20 protein-coding genes are annotated in these 19,862 nt (G+C 71.9%); 11 read left to right on the top strand and 9 right to left on the bottom strand.

Annotated features, from left to right (window positions below):
* The first annotated feature begins 76 nt into the window (after positions 1–76).
* From SJY07_RS11260 to SJY07_RS11250, 3 genes are read left to right on the top strand one after another with little or no spacing between them, the layout of a single operon-like run.
* Positions 77–1,042: an aldo/keto reductase gene (locus tag SJY07_RS11260; RefSeq protein WP_380162276.1), complete on the top strand. Its 966-nt coding sequence runs from the start codon at positions 77–79 to the stop codon at positions 1,040–1,042.
* Positions 1,043–1,054: 12 nt separating this feature from the next.
* Positions 1,055–1,474 (top strand): RbsD/FucU domain-containing protein, encoded by a 420-nt coding sequence (locus SJY07_RS11255; RefSeq protein WP_380159138.1) that lies wholly within the window; start codon positions 1,055–1,057, stop codon positions 1,472–1,474.
* A gap of 57 nt (positions 1,475–1,531) precedes the next feature.
* Positions 1,532–3,028, top strand: a complete 1,497-nt coding sequence (locus SJY07_RS11250) for an alpha-L-fucosidase (protein ID WP_380162274.1) — start codon at positions 1,532–1,534, stop codon at positions 3,026–3,028.
* Here SJY07_RS11250 and SJY07_RS11245 read toward each other — a convergent pair.
* Positions 2,973–4,061 carry a LacI family DNA-binding transcriptional regulator gene (locus SJY07_RS11245; protein ID WP_380162272.1) on the bottom strand — a complete coding sequence of 363 codons (1,089 nt, stop codon included), beginning with the start codon at positions 4,059–4,061 and terminating at the stop codon, positions 2,973–2,975. The genes SJY07_RS11250 and SJY07_RS11245 overlap by 56 nt on opposite strands.
* Before the next feature lie 236 nt (positions 4,062–4,297).
* Between SJY07_RS11245 and SJY07_RS11240 the strand changes: the two genes are divergently transcribed.
* The 6 genes from SJY07_RS11240 (at position 4,298) to SJY07_RS11215 (ending at position 10,854) form a co-directional block, all read left to right on the top strand.
* Complete coding sequence (locus SJY07_RS11240) at positions 4,298–5,881, top strand: alpha-N-arabinofuranosidase (protein ID WP_380159136.1); 1,584 nt, start codon at positions 4,298–4,300, stop codon at positions 5,879–5,881.
* Between the two features lie 95 nt (positions 5,882–5,976).
* The gene (locus tag SJY07_RS11235; RefSeq protein ID WP_380159134.1) at positions 5,977–7,269 is read left to right on the top strand and encodes an ABC transporter substrate-binding protein; all 1,293 of its coding nucleotides are present in this window, start codon (positions 5,977–5,979) and stop codon (positions 7,267–7,269) included.
* On the top strand, positions 7,269–8,234 hold the full coding sequence (locus tag SJY07_RS11230; protein WP_328294184.1) for a sugar ABC transporter permease: 966 nt from the start codon (positions 7,269–7,271) through the stop codon (positions 8,232–8,234). Before SJY07_RS11235 ends, SJY07_RS11230 begins: the two co-directional genes overlap by 1 nt.
* On the top strand, positions 8,231–9,106 hold the full coding sequence (locus SJY07_RS11225; protein ID WP_328294185.1) for a carbohydrate ABC transporter permease: 876 nt from the start codon (positions 8,231–8,233) through the stop codon (positions 9,104–9,106). The genes SJY07_RS11230 and SJY07_RS11225 overlap by 4 nt, the downstream gene beginning before the upstream one ends.
* 9 nt (positions 9,107–9,115) lie before the next feature.
* Entirely contained in the window at positions 9,116–9,952 is an 837-nt protein-coding gene (locus SJY07_RS11220; RefSeq protein WP_380159131.1) for a hypothetical protein, read from the top strand.
* 38 nt (positions 9,953–9,990) lie between these two features.
* Positions 9,991–10,854: an HAD family hydrolase gene (locus SJY07_RS11215; protein WP_380159129.1), complete on the top strand. Its 864-nt coding sequence runs from the start codon at positions 9,991–9,993 to the stop codon at positions 10,852–10,854.
* Here the strand turns inward: SJY07_RS11215 and SJY07_RS11210 are convergent.
* The 7 genes from SJY07_RS11210 to SJY07_RS11180 form a co-directional block, all read right to left on the bottom strand.
* Positions 10,835–11,071: a hypothetical protein gene (locus SJY07_RS11210; RefSeq protein WP_328294188.1), complete on the bottom strand. Its 237-nt coding sequence runs from the start codon at positions 11,069–11,071 to the stop codon at positions 10,835–10,837. The genes SJY07_RS11215 and SJY07_RS11210 overlap by 20 nt on opposite strands.
* Positions 11,068–12,051, bottom strand: a complete 984-nt coding sequence (locus SJY07_RS11205) for a hypothetical protein (RefSeq protein ID WP_380159127.1) — start codon at positions 12,049–12,051, stop codon at positions 11,068–11,070. Before SJY07_RS11205 ends, SJY07_RS11210 begins: the two co-directional genes overlap by 4 nt.
* A gap of 215 nt (positions 12,052–12,266) precedes the next feature.
* Complete coding sequence (locus tag SJY07_RS11200) at positions 12,267–12,596, bottom strand: hypothetical protein (RefSeq protein WP_380159125.1); 330 nt, start codon at positions 12,594–12,596, stop codon at positions 12,267–12,269.
* An 80-nt stretch (positions 12,597–12,676) separates the two neighbouring features.
* Complete coding sequence (locus tag SJY07_RS11195; RefSeq protein ID WP_328294191.1) at positions 12,677–13,294, bottom strand: bacterial proteasome activator family protein; 618 nt, start codon at positions 13,292–13,294, stop codon at positions 12,677–12,679.
* A 15-nt stretch (positions 13,295–13,309) separates the two neighbouring features.
* Entirely contained in the window at positions 13,310–14,155 is an 846-nt protein-coding gene (locus SJY07_RS11190; protein WP_380159122.1) for a phosphatase PAP2 family protein, read from the bottom strand.
* Positions 14,156–14,234: 79 nt separating this feature from the next.
* Positions 14,235–15,167, bottom strand: coding sequence for an aldo/keto reductase (locus SJY07_RS11185; protein ID WP_380159120.1), 933 nt, complete (start codon positions 15,165–15,167; stop codon positions 14,235–14,237).
* Positions 15,168–15,220: 53 nt separating this feature from the next.
* A complete protein-coding gene (locus SJY07_RS11180; protein ID WP_380159118.1) occupies positions 15,221–16,045 on the bottom strand; it encodes an oxidoreductase in 825 nt (274 codons plus the stop codon).
* 75 nt (positions 16,046–16,120) lie between these two features.
* Between SJY07_RS11180 and SJY07_RS11175 the strand changes: the two genes are divergently transcribed.
* Positions 16,121–17,350 (top strand): VWA domain-containing protein, encoded by a 1,230-nt coding sequence (locus SJY07_RS11175; protein WP_328294195.1) that lies wholly within the window; start codon positions 16,121–16,123, stop codon positions 17,348–17,350.
* On the opposite strand, the gene SJY07_RS11170 is transcribed toward SJY07_RS11175, so the two are convergent.
* Positions 17,343–18,317 (bottom strand): carbohydrate kinase family protein, encoded by a 975-nt coding sequence (locus SJY07_RS11170; protein ID WP_380159115.1) that lies wholly within the window; start codon positions 18,315–18,317, stop codon positions 17,343–17,345. The genes SJY07_RS11175 and SJY07_RS11170 overlap by 8 nt on opposite strands.
* Before the next feature lie 113 nt (positions 18,318–18,430).
* Between SJY07_RS11170 and SJY07_RS11165 the strand changes: the two genes are divergently transcribed.
* The gene (locus SJY07_RS11165) at positions 18,431–19,792 is read left to right on the top strand and encodes a 6-phospho-beta-glucosidase (protein WP_328294197.1); all 1,362 of its coding nucleotides are present in this window, start codon (positions 18,431–18,433) and stop codon (positions 19,790–19,792) included.
* The last annotated feature ends 70 nt before the right edge of the window (positions 19,793–19,862 follow it).

Raw genomic sequence — 19,862 nt, 5'->3', positions numbered from 1 at the left:
GAGAACCGTGAGCCGTCCGAACGTCCCCGTCCACCCCGCCGACGTGCCCTTCCGCACCCTGAGCGGCGGTGCCCGCATGCCCGCGATCGGGCTGGGCACCTTCGGTTCCGACCGCTACGGCCCGGCGGAGGTGTCCAACGCCGTCGCCGGTGCGCTGCGCGCCGGGTACCGCCTCGTCGACTGCGCCGCCGTGTACGGCAACGAGGACCGCATCGGCGACGTCCTGACCGAGGCGATCTCCGAGGGGATCCCGCGGGAGGAGTTGTTCGTCGTGTCCAAGGTCTGGAACGACGCGCACACCCCGGAGGCCGCGGTCGCCTCGGTCCACCGGTCGTTGCGCGACCTGCGCCTGGACCACCTCGACGCGGTCTTCGTGCACTGGCCCTTCCCCAACCACCACCCCCCGATGGCCGACACCTCGGCGCGCGACCCGCACGCCCGCCCCTACGACCACGACGCCTACCTGGCGCTGTGGCAGGCCCTGGAGGGCCTCGTCGACGCCGGGCTCGTGCGCCACCTGGGGACCTCCAACACGACGATCCCGAAGCTCGAGCTGCTGCTGCGCGACGCCCGGATCGCCCCGGCGCTCAACGAGATGGAACTGCACCCCTGCTTCCAGCAGCCGGAGCTGTTCGACTTCTGCCTGGCGCACGGCGTCCAGCCGGTGGGGTACTCGCCGCTGGGTTCGCCCTCGCGGCCGGAACGGGACCGGACCCCCGACGACGTCGTCGACGTCGAGGACCCCGTCGTGGTGCGCATCGCCGCGGCGCACGGCGTCCACCCCGCCCTGGTCTGCCTCAAGTGGGCGGTCGCGCGGGGCCAGGTCCCCATCCCGTTCGCGGTGAAACCCGAGCAGTACACCGCCAACCTGCGCGCCGTGGTCGAGGACCCGCTCACCGCCGCGGAGGTCGAGGAACTGCGCGCCGCCGACCGCGGGAACCGCCTCATCAAGGGCCAGGTGTTCCTCTGGCCGGGGGCGGAGTCCTGGGAGGAACTCTGGGACCTCGACGGCCGCATCGCCGTCGCACCGATCACCGACTGAACCGGAGGAACCGTGCTGGAGACGGAACTGCTGCACCCACCGCTGCTGGCCGCCCTGGCCGCCGCCGGCCACGGCGACCACATCGTGATCGCCGACGCGAACTTCCCGCTGCGGACGGCGACCGACCGCTCGGTCGACGTCGTCCACCTGAACCTGCGTCCCGGGCTCGTGGGGGTCCTCGACGTGCTGGAACCCGTGCTGCGCGCCGTCCCCGTCGAGGCGGCCACGTTCATGGCCTCCCCCGACGGGGCCGAGGTCGAGGCGCACCACGACTACCGGCGGGCCCTCGGGCCCGACGTCGCGATCGACGTCGTGGACCGCTGGGCCTTCTACGACCGGACCCGGGCCGCGGGGGTCGCGGTCGTCGTCGCGACCGGTGACCAGCGGTTGTGCGCGAACGTCGTGCTCACCGTCGGAGTCCGCGCGATGTGAACCCGGTGGGTGAACGAGTCAGGAACCGGACGGAACGAGGAGATCGTGGTGGAGAACGTGATCGGCAGGGACGACGAGGAACTCGCCCGGGTCCGCTCGGTGGCGACGGCGGGGCCGTACCAGCCGGAGTGGGAGTCGCTGCAGGGGTACCGGGCCCCGCGATGGTACGAGGACGCCAAGTTCGGCATCTTCATCCACTGGGGGGTCTACTCGGTCCCGGCCTTCGGCAACGAGTGGTACGCCCGCACGATGTACCGCCAGGGAACCCCGGAGTACGAGCACCACCGGGCCACCTACGGCCCGCAGGACGAGTTCGGGTACAAGGACTTCATCGAGCGGTTCCGGGCCGAACGGTTCGACCCGCAGGCCTGGGCGGCGACGTTCCGCCGGGCGGGCGCGCAGTTCGTGGTGCCCGTCGCGGAGCACCACGACGGTTTCGCCATGTACGCCACCGAGCGCTCGCGCTGGAACGCGGCCGAGATGGGCCCGCAGCGCGACGTGCTCGGTGAACTCGGAGCGGCCGTGCGCGAGTCCGGGATGGTGCTGGGCGCGTCCTCGCACCGGGCCGAGCACTGGTGGTTCATGAACGGCGGCCACGAGTTCCCCTCCGACGTGCGCGACCCCGCCTTCGCCGACTTCTACGGCCCGGCGATGCGCGAGGAGACCGCGCCCAACGAGCAGTTCCTCGAGGACTGGTTGTTGCGCACCGTCGAGCTCATCGACACCCACCGCCCGCAGGTCCTGTGGTTCGACTGGTGGATCGAGCAGCCCGCCTTCGAGCCCTGGCTGCGACTGCTGGCCGCCTACTACTACAACTCCGCCGCGCAGTGGGGGCGCGAGGTGGTCATCAACTACAAGTGGAAGGCGTTCGCCGACGGCAGTGCCGTCTACGACGTGGAACGCGGGGCACTGTCGGGGATCCACCCGCGGGTCTGGCAGAACGACACCTCCGTCGGTCGCACCGCGTGGAGCTGGGTCGAGGGGCACTCCTACAAGTCCGTCGCGGAACTCGTCGGGGAACTCGTCGACGTCGTCGCCAAGAACGGGGTCCTGCTGCTGAACATCGGGCCGAAGGCGGACGGCACGATCGACCCGGCGGAGGTGGAACTCCTGGAGTCGCTGGGGGAGTGGCTCGCGCGCAACGGGGAGGCGATCTACGGGACCCGGCCCTGGACGATCCCGGGGGAGGGTCCCACCCACCTCCCGGCGGGGTCGTTCGTCGACACCACGGCCCGCGCCTACACCGCGCAGGACGTCCGGTTCACGGTCCGCGACGCCCCGGGGGAGAGCGGCACCCGGCTCTACGCCACGGTGCTGGCCCGACCGGGCGACGGCGTCGTGCGCGTCCGGTCCTGGGGCCGGGCCGCCGGGCTGGTCCCGCGCGAGCTGACCGACGTCCGGGTCCTCGGCAGCCGTGCCGACGTCGTCGTCCGCCAGACCGACGCGGCCTTCGAGGTCGACCTTCCGGACGACCTCCCCGGCGACCTCGCCGTGGTCGTCAGCGCCCGTTTGCCCGAGGAGGCCGTCGTCCCGCGGAACGACGACCTGCACTGAGGCGACCTGCACCGGGACGACCTGCACCGACCCGCGTCGTCGACTCCCGCTCGACGATCCCGTAGGACACCGTCACGTCCTGCGGGACCGCCGAGGGGTCGGCGATGCGCCGCGCCAGCAACCGCACCGTCTCATCGACCAGACCCTGCAGGTCGGGCGCCACCGAGGTGAGCGAGGGGATGTGGAAGCGGGCGTCCTCGACGTCGTCGAAGCCGACGACCAGCACGTCGTCGGGCACGCGCACCCCGTGGTCGGCGAGCCCGCGGACGACGCCGAAGGCGAGGGTGTCGGTCACGCAGACGATGCCGTCGGGCACCTCACCGCGGCTCAGGAGCTCGTGGGCGCACTCCACGCCCGCGGCCTGGGTCACCCCGGCGTAGGCGGCGCTCGCCGGGATCCCGGTCTCCCGCACCACGCGCGCGAACCCCTGGGCGCGCAGGACGAACGCGGCCCCCTCGGGGAGGGTGACGTCGTCCAGGTCCTCCAGGGTCGGGAACCCGACCAGGGCCAGGTGGCGGCACCCCCGGTCCAGCAGCAACCGCGTCGCCGCCTCGGCGCCCTCGACGTTGGGCATGCTCACGTGGTCGACGCTCTGGTGCAGTTCCTGCTCGCCGAGGACGACGACGGGCACCTCCCGGCTGAGGGCGTTGATCTCGCGTTCGGTCAGGCCGAGCGCGGCGATGACCAGACCGTCGTAGGCGTTGAGCCGGGAGTCGCGGAACGCGGCGATCTCGCCCTCGCGGCTGGCGTGCGTCTCCTCGACCACCGTCGCCATCCCGGACTGGGCGAAGGCGAGCACGAGGTGGTGGGCGAGCCGGCTGTAGTAGTGGCTGTCCAGGGTGGGGACGGCGATGCCGACGACTCCCGTCCGGCCCTGCCGGAGGCTGCGGGCCGCGACGTTCACCTGGTACCCGAGGCGTTCGACGGTCTCCATCACGAGCCGGCGGGTGGAGTCGCTGACCGGTCGCCGTCCGGTGAGGGCGTTGGAGACGGTCATCGCCGAGACCCCGGCCTCGGCCGCGACGTCGCGCATGGTGACCACGTCGCCCTCCCTCCGCACCGCGTCGTGACCGCACCGCCGCGGTCTCCCGCAGAAACTACAGCGACCGTCTCCGAGAGGTGCTTGACAGGTCGGCGGCTGCCACCCACTATATCGATACACACAACGAGGTGGACACCGACGAAGGTGTCCCCCCGGTTCTCCCGACCCGAGGACGACCGCGGCGCTGTCGCCGCACGGTCACACCCGACGACACCTGCGAGGAACCCGTGCTTCTCGACGACGAGCGACTGGCCCCCGATCCCACCCCGACCTCCACCGTCCCGCGGGTCCGCGCCGTGCTGGACGTCGACCTGCCCGGCGCGGCGATCTCCCGCCACCTCTACGGCCACTTCGCCGAGCACCTCGGGCGCTGCATCTACGGCGGGTTCTGGGTGGGCGAGGACTCCGACCTCCCGCACGAGGGGGGTCTGCGCCTGGACGTCGTCGAGGCGCTGCGGGCGCTCGACATCCCCAACCTCCGCTGGCCGGGCGGCTGCTTCGCGGACACCTACCACTGGCGCGACGGGATCGGTCCCCGCGAGGAGCGTCCCGCGATGGTCAACTCGCACTGGGGCGACGTCGTGGAGGACAACTCCTTCGGGACCCACGAGTTCATGGCGCTGTGCGAACTCCTCGGGGCCGACCCCTACGTCTCGGCCAACGTCGGCAGCGGCACGGTCCGCGAGGCCGCCGAGTGGATCGAGTACCTGACCCGCGCCGACGACTCACCCATGGCCCGGTTGCGGCGGGCCAACGGGCGAGACGTTCCCTGGTCGGTCCCGTTCTGGGGTCTGGGCAACGAACCCTGGGGTTGCGGCGGAGGGATGGGTTCCGGCGCCTACGCCGAACTCGCCCGCCAGTACGGGACCTACAGCCTCGACCACGGCGACAACCACCTGTACCGCATCGCCGCCGGTGCCGCCGACGCGGACTACCGCTGGACCGAGGTCCTCATGCAGAACCTCGGCCGCTACCTCGGTGACGGTGAGGTCAGCGGTCACGGCAAGAACACCTACCAGGCGATCTCCTTCCACCACTACACGATCGTCGGGCCGACCTGGGACGCGAAGGGTTCCGCGACGGAGTTCGACGACGCCGAGTACTACCGCACGATGGTGAAGGCCACCGAGATCGAGCGGATCATCGCCGGTCACGCGAACGTCATGGACGCCTACGACCCGGACAAGCGCGTCGGCCTGGTCCTCGACGAGTGGGGTACCTGGTTCGACGTCGAACCGGGGACCAACCCGGGGTTCCTGTTCCAGCAGAACACCCTTCGCGACGCCCTCGTCGCGAGCGTGCACTTCGACGCCTTCCACCGCCACGCCGACCGGCTGGTGATGGCCAACATCGCCCAGACGGTGAACGTCCTGCAGGCCATGCTGCTGACCGACGGGAACTCGCTCGTCCTGACCCCGAGCTACCACGTGTTCGCGATGAACAAGGGCCACCACGACGCGGCGTCGCTGCCGTTCACCGTCCGGGGGACCACCCCCACCGCGACCGTCGACGGGACGGAACTCCCGACCTTCTCGGCGTCCGCCAGCACCAAGGACGGCCAGGTCCTCGTCTCGCTCACCAACCTCGACGCCGAGCGCCCGCTGGACGTCGAGGTCGACGTCCGCGGCGGCGCGAACGGGACACCGGTCGCCAGGGTCCTCACCGCGCCGGAGATCTCCGCGCACAACACGGCGGAGCAGACCCCGGTCCAGGTGCGCCCGCTGGAGGGCGTCACCCTGCACGACGGCGTCCTGCGCGCTCAGCTGCCCCCGCACAGCTTCGCCACCGTCTCCTTCGCCGCCCGGGCCTGAAGACCACCGCACCCCCGTTCCGCCGCACTCCCGTTCCACCGCACCGGCACCCGTCGCTGCGAGACCCGCACGACTCCCCGAAGGAGGGGACCTCCGTGAACACGCTGCCCCCGCTGTCCATGACCCGTCGCCGTGCCCTGGCGATGTCCGCCGTCCTCGGCGGTACCGCCCTCACCTCCGCGGCCTGCTCCTCGGGTTCCGGGGGGTCCAGCGACCCGAACACCTTCGACTTCTGGTCCTTCACCGGCATCGGCCAGAAGGACGACGTCGCGGCGTACAAGAAGCTCGCCCCCGACGTGACCGTCAAGCTCACCGAGGTCGGCAGCAGCGCCGAGACCGCGCAGGCCCTGACCACGGCCCTGGCCGGCGGCAAGGTCCCCGACCTCTGCCTCATCCAGGCCACCGAACTGCCGAAGTTCGTCGAGAACGCGGGCAACTTCGTCGACCTCGGGACGCTCGGGGCCGACGACCTCGAGGGCGAGTACCTGGACTGGGTCATCTCCCAGGCCAAGGCGAAGGACGACGTCCTCATCGGGATCCCCACCGACGTGGGCGGCATGGGCGTCGCCTACCGCACGGACTTCTTCGCCGCGGCCGGTCTGCCCACCGACCGGGTCGAGGTCGGCAAGCTCTGGCCGACCTGGGAGGACTTCATCGCCACCGGTCAGAAGTACACCGCCGCCACCGGCAAGCCCTTCATGGACAACGCGAACACCTCGGTGTTCCTGCAGGCCGTCTCCCAGGGCGACGAGCAGTACTACGACGCCTCCGGCAAGCCGGTCTTCGAGACCAACCCGCAGGTCCGCGACTCCTTCGAACTCGCCCTGTCCGCCATCGCCGCCAAGGTGACCGCCCGCCTGGGCACGTTCACCGACGGCTGGACGGCGGCCCTGGGCAAGGGGGACTTCGCCGCGATGGGTGCACCGTCGTGGATGCTGGGCTCCATCCGCAGCGCCGCGCCGGACTCCAAGGGCAAGTGGGACGTCGCCACCATCCCCGGCGGCAGCGGGAACTGGGGCGGCAGCTACCTGGTCATCCCCGCCCGTGCGGCGAACCCGAAGGCGGCGTGGAAGTACATCTCCACGATGCAGGCCCCGGACCAGCAGCTGCAGCACTTCCTCACCAGCGGCTCGCTGCCGACGACGCCGTCGAACTACGACAAGCCCGAGCTCACGAGCTACACCGACCCGTTCTTCGGCAACGCCCCGACCGGGCAGATCTTCACCCAGTCCGTGCTCGGCCTGAAGGCCTTCAAGGTCGGCCCCAACACCGCTGAGATCGGCACCGCTTTCCTGGACGCCCTCACCGGCGTCGAGCAGGACGGGGCCCCGGCCGACGCGGCCTGGGACACCGCGGTCAAGAACGCCAAGACGGCGATCGGCGCCTGATGAGCGCCACCCTGACGCCGGGGCAGGTGGGGGCGACCGCCCCCACCACCTCGACCCGGCCCGTGGAGACCCGGTGGGAACGGATCGCGCCCTACGGCTACGTGGCGCCGTTCTACCTGCTGTTCGCCGTGTTCGGCCTCATGCCGCTGCTGTTCACGTTCTACGTCTCGCTCTTCGACTGGAACCCCATCGGGGCGCACACCTTCGTCGGGCTGGACAACTTCCGCCAGCTCGCCGGGGACCCGCGGTTCTGGAACGCCTTCCGCAACACGTTCAGCATCTGGCTGATGTCCACCGTGCCGCAGCTGCTCGTGGCGCTGATCCTGGCCCAGGTCCTCAACTCGGCCCGGCTGCGGTTCGCGAACCTCTTCCGCATGTCGATGCTGCTGCCCTACATCACCTCGGTGGCGGCGACGACGATCGTGTTCTCCCAGCTCTTCGACCGCGACTACGGCCTGCTGAACTGGTTCATCGGCCTGCTCGGCTTCGACCACGTCGACTTCATGTCGACCGCGCTGAGCAGCCACATCCTCATCTCGGTCATGGTCATCTGGCGCTGGTTCGGCTACAACACCCTGCTCTACCTGGCGTCCCTGCAGGCCGTTCCCCGCGACCTCTACGAAGCGGCGGCCGTGGACGGCGCCGGCCCGGTGAAGCAGTTCCGCCACATCACGCTGCCGGCGCTGCGACCCGTCATCGTCTTCACGGTCATCACCTCGACCATCGGTGGTCTGCAGGTCTTCACCGAACCCCTGCTGCTGGGCGGCGGTCTGCTCACCTGCGGTTCCGCGCGCCAGTGCCAGACCCTCTCGCTGTTCCTCTTCGAGCAGGGGTTCGGGTCGTTCAAGTTCGGGTACGGCTCGGCGATCGGGGTGGCCCTGTTCATCATCATCGTCGTGGTCGCGATCATCAACTACCTGCTCTCCAGCCGCCTGGGGAACCGAGACGTGAAGGCCACCCGATGAGCCAGACGCTGACCCCGCGCAAACCCTCGTCGCGGGTCGCCCGCTCCCGTCAGGTCGGACGGGTCGGCTGGCCGACCTACCTCGTCCTCGCCCTCGCCACGCTGGCCTGCGTGTTCCCGATCTACTGGATGTTCGTGGTGTCCTCGGTCGGTTCGCAGGCCGCCTCGCAGATGCCACCCCGGGTGATCCCCGGGGGCAACTTCCTCAACCTCCTGAAACTCGTCTTCGACACCATCCCGTTCCTGCGCTCCCTGCTGAACAGTTTCGTCGTGGCGGCGTGCATCGGGGTCGGGCAGGCGTTCCTGTGCTCCCTGGCCGGGTTCGCCTTCGCGAAGATGACCTTCAAGGGGCGCGACGCCCTGTTCCTGCTGCTGGTGCTGACGATGACCGTCCCGGCGCAGCTCGGGGTCATCCCGCAGTACCTCATCATCTCCAAGCTCGGCTGGGTCGACACCCTGCAGGCCCTCATCGTCCCGGGCCTGGTCAGCGCCTTCGGCATCTTCTGGATGCGCCAGCACATCAGCGCGACGATCAACGACGAACTCCTGCAGGCCGCCCGGATGGACGGTTGCGGTTCGTGGCAGATCTTCACCCGGATCGCGTTCCCCGTGGTGCGTCCCGCGGCCGCCGTCCTGGGGCTGCTGGGGTTCGTGAACTCCTGGAACGACTTCCTCTGGCCGTTCATCGTGCTGAAGTCCCCCGAGCACTACACCGCCCAGATCGCGATCAAGGCGTTGCAGTCCAACATGTCCATCGACCTGGGACTGGCCATGGCCGGTTCCTTCCTCGTCACCGTCCCGCTCCTGGTGCTGTTCGCCTTCTTCGGCAAGCAGATGGTCTCCGGGATCATGGACGGCGCCTTCAAGGGCTAGGAGAACACCGTGAGCACCACCCCCCTCGACGACCGGCAGGTCCAGCAGTTCCTGGACACGGGCTACGTCGTCCTGGAGAACTGCTTCGACGCCGCGAGCGCGGCCCCGATCGTCGACCGGGCCTGGGACCGGCTCGGCGTCGACCGCGACGATCCCGCCACGTGGGACCGCCCGCGGGTGCACCTGCCCTCGCTCGAGCACGTCGACGCGGCCGAGTTCGCCCCGACGGCGTTCGCGGCCGCGTGCCAGCTCCTCGGGGGCGAGGACCGCGTCCGGACCCCGTGGCACTGGTCGGACGGGATCATCGCCAACCTCGGCGTCGGGGCGGACCGGCCCTTCGACCCGCCCTCGGCCGAGGTCGGCGGCTGGCACAAGGACGGTGACTTCTTCCGGCACTTCCTGGACTCCCCGGAGCAGGGGCTGCTCACGATCGTGCTGTGGACCGACGTCCACTCCCGCGGGGGTGGCACGTTCGCGGCCACGGACTCGGTGGGGGTGGTGGCCCGGTTCCTGGCCGAGCACCCCGAGGGCGTCCTGCCGGAGGTGTTGCAGCAGACCCCGCTGATCCGCGAGTGCCGGGAGTTCGTCGAGCTCACGGGCCGGCTCGGGGACGTCGTCCTCATGCACCCGTTCCTGCTGCACGCGACGTCGCAGAACGTGCTGCGGGCACAACGCCTCATCACGAACCCGCCGCTGAGCCTGCGCGAACCGATGGACCTGGACCGCGAGGACCCCTCGGCGTCGTCCCCGGTGGAGCAGGCCGTGCTGCGCGGGCTGGGGGTCGACCGCTACGCGTTCACGCCGACGCGCCCCCGCGAGGCCGTGGTGCCCGGCCGACGGGGTTGACGCACCGGACTCCCGTCGCCGGGTGACAGGATGGGCGGGTGACCTCAGAACCCCTGGCCGCGCCCCTCACCGACGCGGAGCGGGAGTTCGCCCGCGGCTGGAAGCTCGTCGCCACCGACCTCGACGGCACGGTCATCCCGCGCGACCGCCCCGTCAGCGCCCGCACCCTGGCCGCCTTCGCCGCCTGCGAGCGCGCCGGCATCCCCGTCGTGCCGGTGACGGGCCGCCCGCCGCGCTGGGTCACGCCGCTGGCGGCGGAGGCGGGGCTGCGCGGCCAGGTCGTCTGCGCCAACGGTGCGATCGTCTTCGACCTCGACTCCGAGGAGTTCGTGCGTCAGCACCCGATCCCGGTCGACGTCGTCCGTGAGGTCGCGGCCCGGTTGCGTCCGGCGCTGCCGGGGATCGGGTTCGCCCTGGAGTCCATCGAGGGGTTCCGCCGTGAGGACGCCTACGCGACCCGCTTCGACAGCGGTCTCGAGGAGCGCGTCGCCCCGTTCGGGGAACTGCTGCGCGACGCCCCGCCGATCGTCAAGATCCTGGCCAAGTGCCCGGGGACGCTCAGCGACGAGATGGTCGCGATCGCCGCCCGGGAACTGGGCGACCTGGTGAACGTCACCCACTCCAACGCGGCCGACTCCCTCATCGAGATCATGGCCGCCGGGGTCAGCAAGGCCTCGACGCTGGCCGAGGTCGCGGCCGACCGCGGGATCACCGCCGAGGGGGTCGTCGCGTTCGGGGACATGCCCAACGACCTCGAGATGCTGCGTTGGGCGGGCCGTTCCTACGCGATGGCCGACGGTCACCCCGAGGCGCTGGACGCGGCGGACGCCGTCGCCCCCGAGTGCGGGGACGACGGCGTCGCGCAGGTCCTGGAGCGCCTGCTCAGCTCGCGCGCGCGCTGATCCCGCCCACACCGCGGACCACGACGGGGACCCCGTCCACGGTGTCGGGCAGGTCCGGGTGGTCGGTCTCGTCGACGACGTTGACCTTGACGGCCCAGTCGCCACCGGCGTGGGTCAGGCCGATGCCGTTGACCCGCGGGTCACCGGCGACGAGGCTCCTGACCTGCGCCTTGGCCGCACGGGCCACGTTCGCGTCCGGGGAAGTGGACTGGCTCACACCACCAGTGTCGCACCGAGCGCGTTCAGCACAAGGCCGATCGGGTTGCAGAACGTGAGGCCGGCGCCGTCGGCGCCGCCGCGCTCGCTACCCGCGAAGAGCAGGCCGACGGCCTCGCGGGTGTCCGGCCGGTAGACCAGCGACCCGGAGTCACCCCCCGCCGAGAACGCCCCGCTCGCCCCGGTGACCTCGATCTGGCCGTCGAAGCTGACGACGCCGACGGGGTACTGGACCGCCACGTCGTCGAGTTCGATGGCGCTGATCCGGCCCTTCGTCCACCCCGTCGTGCGGCCCACCTTCTCGACGTCGACCTCGTCGTCGGGGTCGGCCCAGCCGGTGAGGCGACCCACGGGGTAGCTGAGGTCGACGCCCGAGGCGTCGGTCACGTCCTCGAGCAGGGCGATCGCGGCGTCGACGGTGTTCCCGCCGCCGGCGTCGAGGTGCACCGCGCGGGCGAGGCGCGCGACCCGGTCACCGGCCTTCCCGCCGTCGAACGGGCCGGGCTGCAGGACCGGGTCCTCGAGGGCGGCCTGGTCGGAGTTCGCGAGGACGTGGTTGTTGGACAGGACGTACAACCCGTCCGAACCCTCGATGGTCACGAACCCGCCGAGGGTTCCCGCCGTGACGTCCCGCTGCGCGATCGACAGCCCCGGGTGCAGTGGACGCACCTTGCGCTGCAACGACTCCGGCGCCCACGTGCCCGGCTCCGTCGGGGCGGTGAGGGCCTGCACGAGGCCGATCTCGCGGATGTCGAGCTCGGCCTGCGCCGCTCCCGTGGTGAGTTCCCGCGCGCTGCCGGCCAGGGCCTCCCCGCGGCTGCCGGAGTAGCGGACGGCGAGCCCGTAGCGCGGTCCGTCGGCCCCCCGGCCGAGGACGCTGATCCCGACGCTGGCCACGCCCTGGGGCTGGGCGACCGCAGCCGACCGGATCGACCCGGCGAGCAGCCGGGCCTTGAGTTCACGAGCGTTGTCGATGTGCACGAGACGTCCCCCTGTTGTCGGTACCTGATCACCCGGCGAACCGGGACGAGCACACCGTGCCACCGCCCTCCGACACAACCCCTCCCGGTGACCGAGGGCGCCGGGAGCCGTCGGTGGACGTGTGGGTGCGACGAACCGGGTGCTCTGGTACCGAGTTCGTCTCACCCACAGCTCACTCCACGTGGTGACACCGATGGGTGCGACTCGTGCGAGGTTCAGCGCAGGCCGGCGAGCGTCTCCGCCTTCACCACGGCCCGCTCCACCGACGCGATCGACGCCGGGTCGAACGTCTCCGCGACCCGCACCATCGCGGCCGCCTCGGCGACCTGCGCGCACGCGGTCGCGGTGCGGGTGACGGAACGGTGGACCTCCCCGGCCGCCCCGCCGGGGACGAGCAGCTGCGAGCTGGGGGAGTCCAGCTGGGCCTGCAGGCACCGGGCCCGCGCGGCCCGGGCCACGAGGTCCACCCGGGGGAGGAACTGCTCCAGCGCGTCCCGGGCGGGACCGGGCGGGGTGCCGTCGACGACCTGCTCGACCCGTCGCACCGCCCGCTCCACCCCGTGGTGGGCGCGCTGCCAGACGCCGTCCCCCAGGGGGTCCGGCGTCCGGCGCCAGAACGCGAGCTTCAGAGGTACTGCCCCGTCCCGGGCGGCTGGATGCGGGGCATGCCGTCACCACGAGGGGGACCGGCGGGGTGCGGGGCCCCAGCCGGCAACGCCCGCCGCATCTCCTGCAGCTGCGCCTGCGCGGCCATCTGCTGGGCGACGAGCGCGGTCTGGATGCCGTGGAAGAGACCCTCCAGCCAGCCGACGAGCTGGGCCTGGGCGATGCGCAGCTCGCTCTCCGAGGGCGTCTCACCCTCCGCGAACGGCAACGCGATCCGGCGCAGTTCCTCGACGAGCTCCGGGGCGAGACCGTCCTCGAGCTCGTTGATGGAGCGCTCGTGGATCTGGGCCAGGCGGCTGCGACCGGCCTCGTCCAGCGGCGCCGAACGCACCTCCTCGAGGAGCTGCTTGATCATGCTGCCGATGCGCATGACCTTCGCCGGCTGGGACACCATGTCGGCCGGTCCGGGCTCGCCGTCCTCGAGCGGTTCGGCGATGCCCATGCCCTGCGGGGTCACCACCACGACGCGCGGTTCGGGGCCGTCGGTGGTCTCACGGGGGGCGTCGGGCGGGGTCGGGTCGCCCGGGAAGGAGGTGGAGTCGGTCGAACCGGGGAATCCGGAGGTGGAGTCGGACATGACCCCATCCTGCCCTCAGCCCCGGCGGTGCACCTCTCGCGGGAGGCTGCGGGCCGCGCTCAGCACCGTCAGCGCCACGACCGCCCCGGCCACGACGTAGGACGTGCGCAACGAGGCGTCACCGGCGTAGACCACGACGAGAGCTGCGGCGCAGGCCACCGGGACGACCAGCGACAGGGCCACCAGGCGACCACGCCGACGGTGGTCGCGGCTGGGCAGGACCTGCACGAGGCAGAGCACGATCGAACCGACCAGCGCCGAGGCGAGCACGTCGCTGACCCGGTGCCACCCGTCGGCGATGACGAAGGCCCCCATCGCCCCCGCGGCCGCCGCCCCCACCACCGCGACGGGGAACCGCAGCCAGCGCGGGGCCGCGACCAGCAACCCCAGCGCCAGCCCGAGCACCGCCGACGTGTGACCGCTCGGCAGGCTGTTCGAGGACGCCGCGTAGCTCTCCGCGAGGTGCGGACGTTCCAGCAGCACCAGCTTCAGCAGCTCGGTCAGACCCAGCGTCCCCGCCGCGACGACCAGGCCCTGCACGGCGCGCCCGGGACGTCCCCGGACCAGCGCCAGGACACCGATGGCGACGAACCCGAACACCAGGTGCTGCGGCTGCAGGCGTTCCGCGAGGTGGAACGCCCGACCGAGCCAGCCGGCCGCGTCGCCCCGGGTCGCGAGGGCGTCGGAGTGCAGGCGGTTCTCGTGCAGCTGACCCGTCGCCGTCCGCACGCAGACGTAGTAGAGGACCCCGAGGGCCACGACCTGACCCCACGCCCCGGCGAGCGCGACGAACGACCACGTCCGTCGCGCCCCGGGCGTGCGGGACGGGCTGTGCTGCTGCGAAGGCGCGGAGGTGACCACCCCTCCACTGTGCGGCACCCGCGACGGCGCTGCGCACCCGTGACGTGCAGGGAAGGTGAGCTTCCTGTGTCCTGCCGGGTCAGCGGGACGCGCGGTCCAGCGCCGAGAGTTCCTCGGCGTCCAGGACGAGGTCGAGGGCGGCCATCAACGCCGGCAGCTGCTCGAGCGTGCGGGCGCTCGCGATCGGCGCGAGCACCGTCGGCTGCTGACGCAACCAGGCCAGCGCGACGCTCGCGACCTCGACCCCGTGGGCGGCGGCCGCCGCGTCCAGCGCCGCGAGGACCTTCTCGCCCCTGGGCTCGTCGAGGTACTTCGCCGCCCCCGCCTGGCGCTGGGACTCGGCCAGCCGGCCGGGGCGGTACTTGCCGGTGAGGAAGCCCGACGCCAGCGCGGAGTAGGGGATCGAGGCGAGACCGTTGTCCGCCACGACCTTGCCCGCGTCGCCCTCGTACTCCGCGCGCTCCACGAGGGAGTACAGGTTCTGCAGCGCGACGTAGCTCGCGAAACCCTCCCGGCGCGACGTCTCCAACGCCGCCTCCAGGCGCGGGCCGGTGTAGTTCGAGGCCCCGATCGCGCGGACCTTGCCCGCCCGGACGAGTTCGTCGAACGCGCCGAGGGTCTCCTCCAGCGCGGTGTCCGGGTCGTCCGCGTGCGCCCAGTACAGGTCGATCCGGTCGGTCTGCAGCCGCTGCAGCGACTCGTCGACGGCCACCCGGATCGTGTCCGCGGCGAGGCCCTCGCGGTCGGGCTTCTTGCCGACCTTGGTGGCCAGCACGACCTGGTCGCGCTTGCCGGACTTCGCGAACCAGCTGCCGATGATCGTCTCGGAGATCCCGGCCCCGCCCGCCGACCAGGCCGAGTAGACGTCGGCGGTGTCGACGAAGTCGCCGCCGCCCTCGACGAAGGCGTCGAGCACCCGGTGCGACTCCGCCTCGTCGGCGGTCCACCCGAAGACGTTCCCACCGAGGCTGAGCGGTTTCACGTCGAGGTCAGAGGTTCCGATGCGCGTCATGGTGCCCAGGCAACCACCCCGGGGGTGCCGACGCGCGTCGGCACCCCCGGATCTCAGAAGTCGGTGCTGGTGCTGAGGTCGCGCCAGACGTCCACCTCGGCCGCCCGCGCCTTGAGCACGCCGTCGATCGCGGAGACGGCGTCCGTCCCCAGGAAGATCGAGGCCGGGGCGTTCTCCGCCTCGGCGATCGCGATCATCGCCGCCGCTGCCTTCGCCGGGTCGCCCGGCTGCGTCCCGTGCGCGGTGTCGTTCTCCTTGCGGCGCCTGCCGGCCGTCTCGGCGTAGTCGCCGATCGCCTCGGCCGACTGCGTCAGCGAACGCCCCGCGAAGTCGGTGCGGAACCCGCCCGGCGCGACGATCGTCACCGAGATCCCCAGCGGGGCGAGCTCCTGGCGCAACGACCGCGACAACGCCTCCAGCGCCGCCTTCGCCGCCGCGTAGTACCCCGACCCGGGCGGCGCGACGTGCGCACCGATCGAGGAGATGTTCAGCACCGTCCCGCTGCGCCGGGCCCGCATCCCCGGCAGGACGGCCTTGAGCATCGACGCCGCCCCGAAGACGTGCGTCGCGAAGAGGCGCTGCACGTCGTCGTCGTCACCCTCCTCGACGGCCGCGCGGTAGCCGTAGCCCGCGTTGTTGACGAGGACGTCGATCGCGCCGAAGCGTTCCTCGGCCGCGCGCACGGCCGCGGCGACCTGGTCGGGGGAGGTGACGTCGAGGGCGAGGGCCAGCGCGTTGTCGGGCTTCGCGTCGGCGATGTCGGCGACCCGCGACACGTCACGAGCGGTGACGACGACGTTGTGACCGCGTTCGAGGACGGCCTGGGCGAGCGAACGCCCCAGGCCGGTGGAGCAACCGGTGATGAACCACGTGGACATGCCCCGACCCTCCCAGGGGTTCGGCCGTCCTGCCAGGTCCAGGCGGTGCCCCCCTCCGTGCGGTAGGAAGAGGAGGTGCCCACGCTCACCGAAGGCGGCAACGCTCCGCTGACCGCGACCTCCGTCCGCGCGCACGTCACCGGCCCGGTCGACGTCACCGCCCTCGTCGTCAGCGCCGACGGCAAGGTCGCCGGCGACGCCGACATGGTCTTCTTCAACCAGCCCACCGCCCCCGGCGTCCGCCTCGACGGGACGGCGCTCGCGCTCGACCTCACCGCGTTGCGCCCCGGGGCGGACAAGGTCGTCGTGGTCGCCAGTCCCGCCGCCGAGGGCGCCACCTTCGCCGGGACGACGGTGAGCCTGCGCGTCGAGGGGTCCGGGGAAGCGGTGGAGTTCACGCCCGCGCGGCTGGGGTCGGAGACCGTCGTCGTCCTCGCGGAGTTCTACCAGCGCGGCGGTGCCTGGAAGGTCCGCGCGGTGGGCCAGGGCTACGACAACGGTCTCGCCGGGTTGGCGGGCGACTTCGGGGTGGACGTCGACGACCCCGGGACACCCGCGCCGGAACCGGTGGTCCCGAAGGTCTCCTTCACCAAGGGCGAGGACGCGCTCCCGGTCGAGATGCGCAAGAACCTCAACCTGCGCAAGGAGAAGGTCGCCCTCGTCCTGACCAAGCACCGGATGACGGGGTTGCGGTGCCGGGTGATCGTCGTGCTCGACGTCTCCGGCAGCACCAGTTCGCTGTACCGCAAGGGGGTGTTCTCGCGGGCGGTGGAACGCGTCGCCCCGGTGGCGGCGCAGGTCGACGACGGCGCCGAGATGCAGGCCTGGGCGATGGGTGGCCGGGCGAAGCAGCTCGAGGACATCACCATCGCGACCCTGCCGCAGTGGATCGAGCGGTACACCAGCAAGCGCTACACCGAGGCCGAGGGGTGGAACAACGAGAAGGCCGCGATCGAGGACGTCGCCCGCTACGTCGCGAAGAACCGCCTCGACATCCCGACCCTCGTCCTGTTCTTCCACGACGGGGGCGTGACCGACAATCGCGGCACCGAGAAGGCGATCCGCGCCGTCGACCGCGAACCCGTGTTCTGGCAGTTCATCGGCATCGGACGCAGCAACTACGGGATCCTCGAGAAGCTGGACACCCTCGAGGGCCGGGCGCACGACAACACGGGGTTCTTCGCCCTCGACGACCTCGACGCCGTCGACGACGCGGAACTCTACGACCGGATCCTGCAGGAGTTCCCGGCCTGGATGCGGGCCTACTACCCCGCGGGAGCGCCTGCGCTGCAGGGACTCAGCTGACCACCACACGGTCGAGGTGGTCGAGGACCCTGGTCCACGCACCGCTCGGCAGGTCGTCGCGGTCGAGGCCGGCGCGCACGAGCCCCGCGAGTTCCGCGGCGGTCGGGGCGCTGGTCGCCCCGCCGAGCCGCTGCACCGAGACCGACCCGGCGAGGACGGCGAAGGCGACGGCGGTGCGCAGGTCCCAGCCCGCCGTGCGCGCTCCGCAGAAGGCGGCGACGAAGCAGTCGCCGGCGCCGGTGGGGTCGATCGCGGCGACGGGTGGGGCGAGGACCTCGCAACGTTCACCCGTGCCCGCGTCGAGCGCGACGGCCCCGCGGGCCCCGCGGGTCACCACGACGACCCCGGTCCTGGCGGCCAGGGCTTCCAGGGCCTCGTCGGCGTTCCCCGTCCGGGTGTAGAGCCGCGCCTCGTCCTCGTTGGGGACGAACGCGTCGACGTCGGCGAGGCGGTCGAGGGTCGCGGGGTCCCACCGGCCGGTGTCGTCCCAGCCCACGCCACCGACGACGAACGTGCCCTGTGCGCGCAGGTCGCGGACCCAGGCCGGGATGCCCTCGGCGATCCCGACGTGGCAGGCCGCCACCCGCGGCAACGCCCGGGGCAGCGACTCCGGCAGCCAGGTGGCGCGTTCCTCGTAGGTGATGAAACTGCGTTCCGCGGCGTTCGTGAGCGCGACCGTGACGGCGGTGTGGGCGTCGGGGAGTTCCGCGAGCCAGTCGAGGCGGAGCCCGGGTTCGGCGCCGAGCTGGGCCCGCACCGCGCCGCCGAAGACGTCCGTCCCGACGGCGCCCACGAGGGCGGTCCCGAACCCGAGGCGGGCGCCGGCGACGGCGCGGGTGGCCGTTCCGCCGGCGGTCACGGTGAAACCGTCGGCGAACACCTCCGCGCCGGGCAGGGGCGCCTCCACCCCGGACATCACCAGGTCGCAGAACACCCGGCCACCGAAGACGAGGTCGAGCTCGGTCACGGGACACCCCTCGATTCACTGATCGTTCGTGCAGGTCGGTTCGCGAAAGACTAGTCAAGGATGCGCGTTCGGTCATATCCTCCCTGCGTGAACGAGCAACGAGGGGCTGTCGAGTGAAGCTGGCGATCCTGGGCGGGGGCGGCTTCCGGACCCCGTTCGTCTGGCAGGCGCTGCTGCGCGACCGGGGGTTCCCGCGCATCACGACCGTGACGCTGCAGGACACCAGCGAGGCGCGCCTCGCCGGCATGCGTGCCGTGCTGGAGCAGCTGTCCGAGGGCTTCCCCGATCCGCCGCGCCTGCAGACCACGACCGACCTCGACCGTGCCGTCGAGGGCAGCGACTTCGTCTTCGCGGCCGTCCGCGTCGGGGGGCTCGAAGGGCGCTGCGCCGACGAGCGGGTCGCCCTCGACCTCGGGGTGCTCGGCCAGGAGACGACGGGTCCGGGCGGGCTCGCCTACGCCCTGCGCACCGTCCCGTTCATGCTCGACGTCGCGGAGCGGGTCAAGCGACTCGCCCCGGACGCCTACTTCCTCAACTTCACCAACCCCGCCGGCATCATCACCGAGGCCCTCCAGGGCGTCCTCGGGGACAAGGCGCTCGGGATCTGCGACACCCCGTCCGGCCTCGGACGCCGGGTCGCCCTGCTCCTCGGCCACGACCCCGACCACGCCCGCCTCGACTACGTCGGCCTGAACCACCTCGGCTGGCTGCGCCGGGTCGAGGTCGGTGGCCGCGACGTGCTGCCGGACCTGCTCGGGGACGACGGACTGCTCGCCCAGCTCGAGGAGCAGCACGTCTTCGGCGCCCCGTGGCTCAAGGCGTTCGGCGCGGTCCCCAACGAGTACCTCTACTACTGGTACCGCAACGCCGAGGCCGTCGCGCGCATCCGCGAGTCCGCCATGACCCGGGGGGAGTTCCTGCTCAAGACCCAGGGCGAGTTCTTCGACGCCCTCCCGCACGCGGGTTCCGGCGCCGCGAAGCTGTGGCGCGACACCGTCCTCGACCGCAGCGCGAGCTACATGGCCGAGGCCAAGGGCGGTGAGCAGGGCGCTCCCGAGAACCCCGAGCCGCCGGAGACCGACCCGTCCCAGCAGGGGTACGCCGGGGTGGCGCTGGCCGTCATGGCCGCCATCAGCCGCGACGAACCCTCGACCGCGATCCTCAACGTGCGCAACGGCTCGACCATCGCCGGACTGCCGGCCGACGCGGTCGTCGAGGTCCCCGTGGCCGTCGACGGCAGCGGGGTCCGCCCGTTCGCGACGCCGGCCCCGGACCTGCACCAGCTCGGGTTGATGCAGCAGGTGAAGGCCGTCGAACGCCACGTCATCGCCGCCGCCGTCCACGGTGACCGCTCCGAGGCGTTGCTGGCCTTCGCGACCCACCCGCTGGTCCGTTCCACCGACGTCGCTGAGAAGCTGCTCGCCGGCTACGTCGAGCGGATCCCCGAGGTCGCCGCCGTGTTCGACCGTTCCTGATCCGGCCTTGATCCGGCCCTGATCCGGCTCTGAACCAGCCCCCCGCCGCGCCCCGAAACTCACCGAGGAG

The organism is Kineococcus sp. R86509 (assembly GCF_042466365.1).
In the GTDB taxonomy this organism is placed as follows: domain Bacteria; phylum Actinomycetota; class Actinomycetes; order Actinomycetales; family Kineococcaceae; genus Kineococcus.
The sequence above is the reverse complement of the archived record's forward strand: the minus strand, read 5'-3'. Positions and strand labels throughout refer to the sequence as shown.